We start from the raw sequence: 12,558 nt of genomic DNA, 5'->3' as shown, positions 1-12,558 counted from the left end.
ACGTTCGTGCCGGCTGTCCCCGCGATGATCCCGGCGATGTCGGCCAGCGAGCCGATCGCCGCGCGCCCGCCGGTCTTGGCCACGAAACGAGCCGCGGCCTCGACCTTCGGGCCCATCGACCCGGCCGCGAACTGATAGCCGGCCAGTTCCCCGGGCGTCACCCGGTCTAGCCTCCGCTGCCGCGGCGTGCCCCACTCGAGGTAAACGCCGTCCACGTCGGTGGCCATGACCAACAGGTCCGCGTGCACGTCCTCGGCAAGCAGTTCGCTGGCCAGATCCTTGTCGATGACCGCTTCGACGCCCCGCAGAGCACCGGGAGCTGACGACGGGTTCACGGTCGGGATGCCCCCGCCCCCTGCGCAGATGACCACGGCTCCCCGCTCCAGCAGCCAGGTAATCGGCTGGATCTCCAGGATCTGCCGCGGCTCCGGCGAGGGCACCACCCGGCGCCAGGCCGACCCGTCCTGCCGGAACGTCCAGTCCTTCCCGGCCGCCAGCTTGTCAGCGGCGTCCTTCTCATAGACCGGGCCGACGAACTTGGTCGGATGTGCGAACGCCGGGTCGGCCGGATCGACCGTGATCATCGTGAGCAGTGTGGCCACCTGATGCTCCGGCGGCAGCAGGCTCCGCAGTTCCTCCTGGATCAGATAGCCGATCATGCCCTGAGTGCCCGCGTCCAGCACGTCTAGCGGATACGGCTCGGCACCGGCGTACGCCTCGGCCTGCAGCGACAGCAGGCCGACCTGCGGGCCGTTGCCGTGCACGACCACGATGCTGTGCCCGGCAGCCAGCGGCGCGATCGCCTCCGCCGCGATCTTGATGTTCCGCCGCTGGACTTCGGTGGTCATCGGATCACCGCGCCTTAGCAGCGCATTACCGCCCAGCGCGATCACGATCCTCATAACCAGCCTCCTCGCTCGGGTGATCTGGCCGAGTCGTCTGCCAGGGTGCGCGAGCGCTGACCGCTCGGGCCTGACTCCTTGATGTTCGCCGGGCGATCTGATGAGTTCGTCACCCAATCGAGGGTGATTCAGAGCAGCCGCAGGTCGGCTGCCCGCCGCAGGGCCTGTGAGCGCGAGGTCGCCCCTAGTTTGCGGTAGATCGACCGCAGATGGGTCTTCACCGTGTTGCGCGAAACGTAGAGGATGTCCGCTATCTGCAGACAGGTACTGGCAGGCAAGAGCGCGAGGACGCGCTGTTCGGCAACGGTCAGGGGCTCGATGAGCACCCGGCCGGGCTGGCCGGCACCGTCCTGGGCCGAGCGCACCTCGAGAGCCGCGGTGATCAGCTGCTCGATAAACGGGTCTGGCAATAGTTCGGCGGCGTGCTCGACCAGGTAGGCCGATACCTCGGGTGAGGTCATAATGACGGTGTTCAGGAATCCCTGCCGGCGGGCTGCGTGGAGGGCGCTTCCCAGGATGCTCGCGACCGCAGGGTCGCCGCGCTCGATCGCGACGGCGGCGAGCAGTAGCTGGCGCACCAGCGCGAGGCGTGGTGTCAGGCCACCCGGCGTTGCTGCCTGCAAGTGTTGCTGCGCGGCGTGGTGATCGCCGCCGGCCAGGGCGATCCTGGCCTGCAGCAGTTCGCGGCGGACGCCGGGAAGCCTGTTGACCAGCTCGGCTGGGGAGCGCAGGTCGCCGAGCGACAGGCGCAGCAGCGCCTCCTGCTCATCGGCCCGGGCCAGCAGCGCCGAGCTTGCATGGGCCAGGGCCAGCCGCGCCGAGTCGATACTGGCCAGCGCTTCGCGGAACTGCCCGCGCGCGGCCCAGATCTGGCTCTGGTCCAGCAGCGCGAGGAACTCAAAGAGCGGCAGCTGCGGCTCCGACAGGTGCAGCACCTGCTCGGTAAGGCGTTCGGCGGTGTCGGTGTCGCGCTGCTCCAGCGCGAGGCCGGCCAGTGCGCGCAGGTGATCTATGGCGAAGAAATGCCGGTCGAATCCCAGCCGCCGTGCGGCGGCTTCGGCGGATCTGGCGGCATCGGCCGCCTCGCCCAGGCAGCCGGACTCCAGCCGTATCAGCGCCAGGGCACCAGGTACCAGTACCTGTTTGGCCGGTTCGGGGGATGAAGGCATCTCCAGGATCGCGGCTGACTCGCGTTCGACGGCCTGGAAAGCGTCCAGGCAACAATAAACGCGCAGGAGGATCAACGGAACAAATGCGTTCCACTCGTCGCTGAGGTGCGTCTGTTCCTGGATCGCCCGGGCTCGCAGGGCCTCACCCACGGCCATCGGCAGCTGGCCGGTCACCACGTAACGAATTGACCGGATCGCCGCCGCCCGGGCCGCCAGCTTCGACTCCGGCTCGATCGACGGCCGGGCCTTCTCGAACAGGTCAAGGTACTCGCCGCCGCGGACCGTGTCGCCCGACAGCAACAGGTCGGCGGCCAGCGCCAGCAGCTCATCGGGGGCGTTCACTAGCACCGACGAGTCGACCGTTTTCAGGTCCGGCAGTTCGGGAAGTGCCGGATCGCTCAGGAAGTCAGTCACCACCCGGTCACGCAACAGGGCCAGGGCCCGGTCGCCTTGCCGTGCGGCCAGGAAGTGGCGGGCAGCGCGGCGGATGTCACCGACGGACTCGAAATGCCCGGCCGCCCGCCGCTGCAACATTCGTTCCCGGGCCGGGTCCCTGGCCCGCAACTCCGCCCGCATGATCTGGCGTACCAGGCGATGACACCGGAAACGGGTCCGCTCCTCGTTAACTGGCACCAGGAACAGGTGCGCGGCGTCGATGGCGTGCAGCAGCACCGCCGCGTCTTGCGCACCGCTGACCGCGGCGCACGTATCCACGGTGAGCTCGCTCAAGACGGACGTGTCGAGCATGAACCGCGCCACCTCGGGTGGCTGCTGGTCGAGGACCTCTGTGACGAAGTAGTCGGCGATCTCCTGGCCGCGGACCCGTAGCGCCCTCGCCACACGGACCGGATCCGTGGTGCTGCGCAGCGACAGCGCGGCCATTTGCAGGATCGCGGGCCACCCCTCGCTTCGCTGATGGAGCACCGCGAGGTCGGCACCGGATAGCTGGACGCCGAAGTTCGACAGCAGTTCGCGGCTATCAGCCAGGGAGAAATACAGCTCGCGATCGCGAACCTCGCACAGCTCAGCTGAGACCCGCAGCCGGTGCAGCCGCAGCGGAGGGTCAAAACGCCCGGCCAGCACCAGCTGGGTAGTCTCGGCCGGCCAGCACTCGACCAGGTCGTTCATGTCCCTCGCGACCGCTGGTGCCGCGACATGGAAGTCGTCGACGATGACGGCCGACCCTGCGGGCAGCTTGGCGGCATCGTTGGCGATGGACGCAATGACGTCAGGCGACATCTGCCGGTCCGACGCCAGCAGGTCAGCGGCGTCGCGGCCGAAGGCCGGCTTGATGGCGCGCGGGGCCCCGACGAACCCGGTCCAGAACCGGAGCGGGTCGGCGTCGGCGCTGTCGCAGGACAGCCAGGCGGTAACGCCAGCTGGCCGCGACTCGGTCCAGTCCGCAAGCAGTACGCTCTTGCCGGCCCCCGCCGACCCTACGACAGAGGTCAGCCGCCGACTCGCCCCTGCCGTCAGCTGGTCACGCGGGCTGGATCTCGCGACCAGGGTGTCCGGCAAGGCCGGCGGGCTGAACTTCGCCAGCGCGAATTGCGGATCTCGAGCCGCGTCATGCTCAATGGTCACGCTGTCCGCCTACGAAACGTCCCATCGCAATTTCCAGCTAATCCGAAAACTCCGAGGCCGTAAGTAAACCTCCTATGGAGCCTAGGTGCAAGGGACCAAGGTCCCCTATGAGGAGGCAACTCGCTCCGGGCCATCGTCCATCTTCGCTATCCATCGCTCCCGCAATGGCGCGATCATCGCTTTGTGGACGATCGCGACCCGGTCCCCGTCCGGCCTTCGATCTCCATGCTGTCCCGCAGGTGCAGCATCCGTTCCTGGATCTTGCACAGCTCACGGCCGTCCATTCTTTCTGCCAAACAATGCCGCCACCCTCCGTTTTCGCTGCGACGTCACACCGGTCATCACGCTCTATGGTTGGACCTGACAATGCCGTGTGCCTCATCCCTGGCGGGTGAGACCTGGACGGTCACCACTAGTCCGTTCCGAATGATCTATTCCTCCCGGAACCCGGGTGCGATGCTGACAGTGTCGAAGAAGACCGCAGGAGGAAGCGAGATGACCACAGGGCTCGACGTGACCTCGGCGGGCAGCCGGGATGTGCGCGCACCTCGAGGACCGCGACATCACCGTGGTGGACACGCATCAGGTGGGGGCGGCGCCGGAACGATGACCGAGCCCGGTGACTCACCCCGGGAGGGGTGAGCCCGCCCCGGCACCTACGGGATGAGACTGTGACTAGAGACAGTCGTGACGGGCGTGGCGTCACAAACGGGCGCTTTCGATCCGCAGCTGGAGGGACGGCGAGCCAATGACTGCTCACGGCCGTGGGACCGTGGCGGCTCCGCCTGCTCACCGGGCCTTGAAACGCTGGGTGCCCGGGCTCGGGATGGTCGCGTCCTACCGGCGGGAGTGGCTGGCCAAGGACATCGTCGCCGGGATAGTGCTCAGTACGCTGCTGGTGCCGCAGGGCATGGCGTACGCGGAACTGGCGGGCCTGCCGCCGATCACCGGGCTGTACACCTCCATCTTGTGCCTGCTCGGGTACGCGGCGTTCGGTCCGTCACGGATCCTGGTGCTGGGCCCGGACTCCGCGCTCGGATCGATGATCGCCGCGACGATCCTGCCGCTGGCCGGCGCCGACGGCGACCCGAAGCGGGCCATCGCGCTGGCGTCGATACTCGCGCTCATAACCGGGGCGATCATGACCCTGGGCGGCGTGGCCAAGCTCGGGTTCATCGCCGACCTGATCTCAAAGCCGACCATGATCGGGTACATGAACGGCCTGGCACTGACCATCTTGGTCGGGCAGCTGCCCAAGCTGTTCGGGTTCAAGGTCGATGCCGAGGACCTGATCGGGGAGATCGACGGGTTCGTCAAGGGCCTGGCGCACGGCAAGGCGGTAGCCGCGGCGGCCGCGGTCGGAATCGCCGGGATCGTGCTGATCCTGGTCCTGCAGCGCTGGCTGCCCAAGCTCCCGGCCGTGCTGATCATGGTTGTGCTCGCCATCGTGGCGACGACCGTGTTCAGCCTCGCCGATCACGGGGTCGACCTGGTTGGGGTGCTTCCGAAGGGGTTCCCGCCGCTCACCATCCCGCACGTCCGCCTAGCCGACCTCGGACCTCTGTTCGCCGGGGCCGCCGGGATCGCACTGGTAGCCCTGGCCGATACGATCTCCACGGCATCGGCGTTCGCCGCCCGCACCGGGCAGGAGATCGACGGCAACGGCGAGATGATCGGGATCGGCGTGGCGAACCTGGCCGCCGGGCTGTTCCAGGGGTTCCCGGTCAGCACCAGCGGGTCGCGGACCGCGGTGGCCGAACGGTCCGGCGCCAAGACCCAGCTCACCGGGGTCACTGGGGCCGTGGTGATCATCGTGATGATCGTGCTGGTCCCGGGCCTGTTCCGGAACCTTCCCTCCCCGGCCCTGGCCGCCGTCGTGATTACCGCATCGCTGTCGCTGGCGGACATCCCGGGCACTGTGCGGTTGTGGCGGCAGCGCAAAGCTGAGTGCCTGCTGTCGGTCGCCGCGTTCGCGGGCGTTGCACTGCTCGGCGTGCTGCCCGGGATCGCGATCGCCGTGGCGCTGTCCATCCTCAACGTGTTCGGTCGGGCCTGGTGGCCGTATGACACCGAGCTCGGGCGCGTGGAAGGGCTGGAAGGCTATCACGACGTGCACTCCTATCCGGAGGCGCAGCACCTGCCCGGCCTGGTGATCTACCGGTTCGACAGCCCGCTGTTCTTCGCCAATGCCACCACCTTCCGGGATCAGGTCCGGCGGCTCGCCCGGGCCGACCCGCCGCCGAGGTGGATCCTCATCGCCGCTGAGCCCATGACCGATGTCGACACCACCGCATCGGACGTGCTGGAAGATCTCGACGAGACGCTGAACGCCCAGGGCATCAGCCTGGTCTTCGCCGAGCTCAAGGACCCGGTACGGCGCAAGATCGAACGCTACGGCCTCACCCGCACCATCGACCCGAACCACTTCTTCCCGACCATCGAATCGGCGCTGGCCGCCTTCCGCCAGGAAACGGGTGCCGAATGGACCGCCGACGGAGGGGCCGCGGCCGGCGACCAGGCGGCGCCGGGGCCCTGACGCGCATCCGAGGCTGCGCAATCACCCGCGCATGGGTGACGACATCCGAGTTCGGCGCGTAGCCGGCACCGGCCCGATGCAGGGACGACTTCACGCTACCGGGCGGGATGCCTCGTCAGCGATTGCCGCCAATTCCCGCGGACTTGCTTGCCGGTCTTCTAGAACGGTGTGGGGATGTGCCGCAAGGGCAGGTCGGGCTGGACGTAGCCCCCGTCCTTCTGCCGCTTGGGCAGTGTGATGTCGCGGTGGGCCAGCGGCTTGTAGGGGATCTGGCTGAGCAGGTGGCTGATGACGTTGAGCCGGGCGCGCTTCTTGTCGTCGGCGTCGGCGACGTACCAGGGAGCCCACGCGGTGTCGGTCGCGGCGAACATCGCGTCCCTGGCCCTGGAGTAGTCAAACCAGCGGCTGTAGGACTTCAAGTCCATAGGCGACAGCTTCCAGATCTTCCGCGGATCATTGATACGGCTCTCCAGCCGCCGGGTCTGCTCGTCGGGGCTGACCTCCAGCCAGTACTTCAGCAACAGGATGCCCGAATCGGTCATGGCCTTCTCCACGGCCGGCGTCAGCTGCAGGAACCGCTCGGTGTCCTCTGGCGTGCAAAAGCCCATAACCGGTTCGACGCCGGCCCGGTTGTACCAGCTGCGGTCGAAGATCACCACCTCGCCGGCCGCCGGGAAGTGCTGGACATACCGCTGGACGTACATCTGCGACTTCTCCCGCTCAGTCGGAGTCGGCAGAGCCACCACCCGGAACACCCGCGGGCTGACCCGCTCGGTGATCCGCTTGATCGTGCCGCCCTTCCCCGCGGTGTCCCGGCCCTCGAAGACCACGCAGATCTTGGCCCCGGACTCCTTCACCCACTCCTGCATGGCCACGAGCTCACCATGCAGGACCCTTATCTGCCGCTCGTACTCCTTCCGCCTCATCTTCGGGTGCGGCCCGGCCTCGGCCTGTTCCCTCGCGACAGGCGAGGGCTGAGCCGTCGCGTCGTGCCGGCCATGCGCGTTCTTCTTCTTCGCGGCCATAGCGCTACCTCCGATCAATAGTTTGGCCCGGATGGGGCACACCTGCGAGGTGCCGCAGCCTGGACCAGCTCACTGAGGGCTTCGGCGCCGGGACGCCCGGGCGGTCACGTGGCACCCAGACGCGCAGCGCGCCCGGGGAGATCGCGCAGGTGACCGGGGTCGACATCAAGACCGACTCACCGTCGACGCCGACCGGGATCTGCGGCGTGTCGGCGATGATCTCGACCTGTTTGGTGGTCAGCACCTTCACGCCGGTGGAATGCTTACCCCGGAGGAGGCCAGCGGCCTGCCAGGCGCTGCCTACCGTGACACCGACGACTCCGAGGCTGCCGCGATCCAGCCGCACGCGACGGCCCAGGCCCGCGATGTCCCCGGTTCCGTACGGATTGTTGGACACCAGAAGCGCCTGCGGCGCCTCGATCTCCGTGCTGTCCGCCCGTACGCGCAGGCGTGCCCCACGGTGGCCCTGCAGCAGGTCGGGGAGCGTATTCAGCGTCGTGTTCAGCTTGTCGCCACGGTAGGCAGGGGTCTCGACGATCTCGGCGTATGCGCCGAACGACGCGTTGTTGACGAACGTCTGACCGTTGATCACCCCGAGGTCCACCCGCAGTTCGACGCCATCGGACAGGGCGCCCAGACAGGCGGACGGGTCCTCGCGGTCCAGACCCAGGTCGAGCGCGAAATGATTGCGCGTGCCAGCGCTGATCACCACGAACGGGATGCCGTACCCGGCCGCAATGCCGGCCACCAGGGCCTGCGTGCCGTCGCCTCCGGCCACGCCTAGCAGATCGGCGCCCCGCTCAACGGCCTCACGAGCGACCTTGGCCACGTCGACGGGCTCGGACCCGCCGATGAGGAACACCTCGACGCCGAGGTCTTCGGCCTTGCGCTTCAGGTCGAACTTCCCGACCTTCCCGCCGCCGGACTTCGGGTTCATGATGAAGTACGGGTGCCGGGCGGGCGGTCGCGCCGGGTGCTCGGGCATGCGCCAGTCCGGCTGGTTCCCGGCCAGCGCCAGCCGCGCGGTTATGCCCGCCAGCAGCCAGACCACGGCCGACAGGACCGCGACCCACAGCAGGTCCCTGAACGCGTAAACGACGACCACGGCGATCGGCGCCAAGACGAAGACCGCGAGCGACAGCCAACGCCACAGGCCCCGCCGGGAAAGGAAAACGTATGCTGCGGCCAGGCCCACCAGCGCGGCCGCCACGCCCACGCCAAGCATAGCCAGGCTCTTCAACCCGGCGACGACCACCAGGATCACGATCGCCGCGCCCGCGAGCACGAAGCTGAGACGCGCCAGCCAGCGCTGTGAGGGCGTGCTTTCAAGGCCAGGCGTCACGTCTGCCATACCAGCATCATGGCGAACCGAAGACCCTTGGCGCATCACCCAGAGCCGGGTGACTGTGCGGCCAGTCTCCTCGCTCGGTGATCTGGCCGAGCCGCCAGCAGCCAGACTCAGAGCAGGTGCAGCTCGACTGCCCGCTCGAGGGCCGCCGAGCGTGACGCCACCCCGAGTTTGCGGTAGATCGACCGTAGGTGGGTCTTCACCGTGTTGCGTGAAACGGCGAGTGTCCCTGCGATCTGCAGATAGGTGCTGGTCGGCAGGAGAGCGAGAACGCGCTGCTCGGCAGCGGTCAGGGACTCGGCGAGCACCCGGCTGGACCGCGCGGAGCCAGGCTGGATGGCGCGCACCTCGAGCGCCGCCGCAACCAGCTGATCGATGAACGGATCTGACCGCAGCTGGCCCGTGTGCTCAACCACATAGCCGGCCACCTGCGGTGCGGTGGTGATCACGGTGTTGAGAAAGCCCTGGCTGCGGGCTGTGTGCAGAGCGCCAGCCAGAATGCTCGCGGTTGCGGGATCGCCGCGCTCGATCGCGGTGGCGGCGACCAGTAGCTGGTGTACCAGCGCCAGGCGCGGCGTTAGGCCGCCCGGTGTTACTGCTCGCAGATGCTGCTGCGCGGCGTGGTGATCGCCACCGGCCAGGGCGATCCTGGCCAGCAGCAGTTCGCGGCGGACGCCAGGAAGCCTGCCGGTCAGCTCAGCCGGAGAGCGCAGGTCCCCGAGGGACAGGCGCAGCAGCGTCTCCTGCTCATCGGCCCGGGCCACCAGCGCCGGGCTGGCCCCCTTGGCGAGGACCTGCCGTGCTGACTCGACGGTGGCCAGCGCCTCGCGGGCCTGCCCGCGAGCCGCCCAGATCTGCGCCCGGTCCAGCAGCGCCAGGAATTCGAAGAGCGGCCGACGCTGCTCGGTTATCGAGAGTACTTGTTCGGTGAGCTGCTCCGCGGTGTCGAGGTCGCGGCGTTCCAGCGCGAGGCCGGCCAACGCGCGCAGATAGTCCACTGCGAAGAAATGCTCGCTGAATCCCAGCCGCCACGCACCTGCCTCGGCGGCCCTGGCCGCATCGGCCGCCTCAGTTAGCTGGCCGACCTCGAACCAGGCCAGCGCGCGCGCAGCTGGCACCATCACGAACGTGACTGGTTCGGTGACCATGGGTAGCGCGAGAGCTGCGGCTGCCTCGCGCTCGGCCGCAGGGAAGTCGCCCAGACAGGTATACGCGCGCATGAGGATCAGCGGGACGGTGATGTCCCATTCGTCGGTGAGCTGCGCTCGCTCCTGGCCAGTCCGGGCGGTCAGGGCTGCCCGCACACCCCTTTCCAGCTGGCCGGCCACCGCGTAGCGGAACGACTGAAACGCTGCGAACCGGGCGGCCAGCCTCGAATCGGCCGGAATTTTCCCGCCGCGCTCGAGCAGGTCAAGGTACTCACCGCCGCGAGCTGTATTACCCGCCAACAGGAGGTCGGCGGCTAGGCCCAGCAGGAGTTCCGGGTTCCCGGCCAGCATCGACGGATCGACCGTGCTCAAGACCAGTGGCTCCGGCGCCGTCGGGACGCGCAGGAAGTCAGGCACGACTCGGTCCTGCAGGAGCGCCAGGGCCCGGTCAGCCTGCTGCGCGGCCAGATAATGGTGGGCCGCACGCTGGGCGTCTCCGGCAGCCTCGAACCATTCTGCCGCCCGCGACTGAAGCACCTGCTCGCCGGTGTGGTCCCGGGCGTGCAACTCGGCGCGCAGGACCCCGCGCACCAGACGGTGGTACCGGAAGCTGGTCCGGTCGTCGTCGAGTGCCTCCAGGAACAGGTGAGCGGCATTGATAGCGTGCAGCAGCGCGGCCGCATCCTGCCGTCCGGTGACCGCGGCGCATGCGTCCGCGGTCAGCACCCCGGTCAGGATGGAGGTGTCGAGCATGAACTGGGCCAGCTCGGGCTGCTGCTGCTCGAGAACCTCGGAGACGAAGTAGTCGGCGACGGCGTGGCCGCCGACCTCCAGTACCCGCGCCAGCCGCGCCGGGTCCGTCGTTCCTTGCAGGGACAGTGCCGCCATCTGCAGAGCGGCAGGCCACCCCTCGCTTCGGTGATGGAGCAGCGCCAGGTCAGCATCGGACACCTGAACGCCGAACTTCGCCAGCAGGTTACGGCTCTCGGGCAGGGAAAAGTACAGGTCGCGGTCGCGGATCTCGTTCAGCTGACCCGTTATCCGCAGCCTGTGCTGCCGCAGCGGAGGGTCAGAGCGGCCGACCAGCACCAGCTGGACGATCTTGGCCGGCCAGTGCTCGACGAGATCGGTCATATCCGGAGCCACCGCGGCCGCCGCGAAATGGAAGTCATCCACGATGACCGCCGAGCCCGGAGGCAGCTTCGCGGCATCGTTGGCGACCGACGCGGCAACATCAGCCGACATCCGCCTGTCCATCGCCAGCAGGTCGGCGGCATCGGCGCCAAACCCCGGGTCAATAGCCCGCAGCGCCTCGACGAAGCCAGCCCAGAACCGGACCGGGTCAACGTCGGCCCGGTCACACGACAGCCAGGACGTCATGCCGGGTGGCCGCGCCGCCGCCCAGTCCGCCAGCAGCACGCTCTTGCCCGCCCCGGCCGACCCCACCACAACAGTGAGCCGCTGAGCAGCTCCCGCCGTCAGCCGGTCATGCAGCACAGACCTTGTGATGAGCGTAGTGAGCAGCGCCGGAGGCCGGAACTTCGTCCGCGCGAACCGCGTGCCCTGCAAGGGGCTGTGTCCAGCTGTCGCGCCATCTGCCATAAAGCCTTGGTTTCCGGGCCCCGCCAGGCCCATAAATCTGTTCCTCGCTGCTGTGGTCCCCAAGTTGCCGATGCGAGTCCGACCGTAACGCGCGGGCTTATTTGACCACGGCGCGGGAGACGGGGTCATCACCCACCACGGGCGAACCTGGGCTGTGTTTCTGCTGCGCCGTGAGAGGCTGGTGATTCGATTGGTGAAAATATGCGCAACGGGCATGGGCTTGCTGCCGAATCTCAGATCACCCTCGATAGGGCGATTGCGAAGCGGCCGGCGGCCGGGCAGGGTGGAGACACGAAACAACAGCTAAAAGGCCCGGGGGGTGTAACCCGGTGGAAGCACAGACGTATGAGATCACGTTTTTGGGGCAGGCGGGCACCACGCTGCGCGCGGAGTTCGAGGATTGCGAGGTAACCATAGGTCCCGGCACGACCACCCTCCGGACCGAACTGCCGGATCGGGGCGCTCTGTCCGGGCTGATGGAGCGGATCAACGGCCTGGGACTCGACGTAATCGACGTGAGTCTCGTGGCGGCGCCCGAACGATAACAGGCCCAGGTCACCCGTTGGCGAGTGAAGACGCGGGCCCGTGCGGACAAGTCCGAGATCCGCGAACTTCCCACGGGCCATCGGATCGGCGCGGGTGACCGCGTTCGGCGTTAGTAACGTGGCCCCGCCCGGCGCGGTGGTAGGCGGGCTGGTGATCGCCGTGGGTACACGGGTCGGCGGCTCCGCTGGTCGTCCTCACCGCCCTGGTGGCGTCAGTGTGCTGCGCGGTCAGCATCGCGGAGTTCGCCCGGCGGCTGCCGTCAGCCGACTCGCTGTACACCTACAACAGCCACGCGCTGGGTGGGGCCGGAGGGTTCCCGACCGGCTGGATGATGGTCTTCGCGTACGCGCTGTACGTGCCCGCGGGTATCGCGCTGACCAGCGCGTACGCATTGCAACTGCTGGCCGTCAGCGTCCTGGTCAAGGTCGGGCTTGCGGCCGGTCTCTGATGGGCCTGCTGCCGCTCACGGCTCTTGCCGGCCTGCGATAACCACCGGCTGCCCCGGGACATTAGATGCGGCCCGGGGACCGGCGGAATCACCCTTGCGAGGGTGACGACATTCCAGGACGGCTCGGCAGGCTGGACTTGCAAATTCCGGCGATTCTTATCTTTGGGAGACCGAAATGACGTCGGCGACAATAAGGCAAACCAGGGACGCAAGCCGCGGCGAAGGCTACTGGATGATCGTCTTCGCGGCC

The 12,558-nt window shown here is 68.1% G+C and carries 8 protein-coding genes; 3 read left to right on the top strand and 5 right to left on the bottom strand.

All coding sequences use genetic code 11. The annotated features are described in order from the left end of the window. Both arcC and WA805_RS10535 read right to left on the bottom strand, forming a co-directional pair. Nucleotides 1-902 (bottom strand): carbamate kinase (arcC, locus tag WA805_RS10540; protein WP_425242248.1); only part of this gene is annotated, 902 nt, incomplete at its 3' end. A gap of 128 nt (nt 903-1,030) precedes the next feature. After that, nucleotides 1,031-3,655 carry a LuxR C-terminal-related transcriptional regulator gene (locus WA805_RS10535; protein WP_425242247.1) on the bottom strand — a complete coding sequence of 875 codons (2,625 nt, stop codon included), beginning with the start codon at nt 3,653-3,655 and terminating at the stop codon, nt 1,031-1,033. An 811-nt stretch (nt 3,656-4,466) separates the two neighbouring features. Here WA805_RS10535 and WA805_RS10530 point away from each other — a divergent pair. Beyond that, entirely contained in the window at nt 4,467-6,191 is a 1,725-nt protein-coding gene (locus tag WA805_RS10530; protein WP_425242246.1) for a SulP family inorganic anion transporter, read from the top strand. A gap of 158 nt (nt 6,192-6,349) precedes the next feature. Here WA805_RS10530 and ppk2 read toward each other — a convergent pair whose 3' ends face one another. The 3 genes from ppk2 to WA805_RS10515 form a co-directional block, all read right to left on the bottom strand. Then, complete coding sequence (gene ppk2, locus WA805_RS10525; protein WP_422289055.1) at nt 6,350-7,216, bottom strand: polyphosphate kinase 2; 867 nt, start codon at nt 7,214-7,216, stop codon at nt 6,350-6,352. A 4-nt stretch (nt 7,217-7,220) separates the two neighbouring features. Then, a complete protein-coding gene (locus tag WA805_RS10520) occupies nt 7,221-8,567 on the bottom strand; it encodes a diacylglycerol/lipid kinase family protein (protein ID WP_422276559.1) in 1,347 nt (448 codons plus the stop codon). A 107-nt stretch (nt 8,568-8,674) separates the two neighbouring features. Beyond that, entirely contained in the window at nt 8,675-11,209 is a 2,535-nt protein-coding gene (locus WA805_RS10515; protein WP_422339602.1) for a LuxR C-terminal-related transcriptional regulator, read from the bottom strand. A gap of 434 nt (nt 11,210-11,643) precedes the next feature. On the opposite strand from WA805_RS10515, the gene WA805_RS10510 reads away from it, so the two are divergent. After that, the gene (locus tag WA805_RS10510; RefSeq protein ID WP_422276556.1) at nt 11,644-11,859 is read left to right on the top strand and encodes a hypothetical protein; all 216 of its coding nucleotides are present in this window, start codon (nt 11,644-11,646) and stop codon (nt 11,857-11,859) included. A gap of 185 nt (nt 11,860-12,044) precedes the next feature. Then, a complete protein-coding gene (locus WA805_RS10505; protein WP_422276585.1) occupies nt 12,045-12,308 on the top strand; it encodes a hypothetical protein in 264 nt (87 codons plus the stop codon). The last annotated feature ends 250 nt before the right edge of the window (nt 12,309-12,558 follow it).

The sequence above is a fragment of the Trebonia sp. genome, from assembly GCF_049794275.1.
In the GTDB taxonomy this organism is placed as follows: Bacteria; Actinomycetota; Actinomycetes; order Streptosporangiales; family Streptosporangiaceae; genus Trebonia.
This window is presented reverse-complemented; position numbering and strand designations above follow the sequence as displayed.

Bases quoted from the DNA above. Each gene is read 5' to 3' on its own strand.
- WA805_RS10520 (WP_422276559.1), bottom strand. From the start codon at position 8,567: ATGGCAGACGTGACGCCTGGCCTTGAAAGCACGCCCTCACAGCGCTGG.
- ppk2 (WP_422289055.1), bottom strand. From the start codon at position 7,216: ATGGCCGCGAAGAAGAAGAACGCGCATGGCCGGCACGACGCGACGGCT.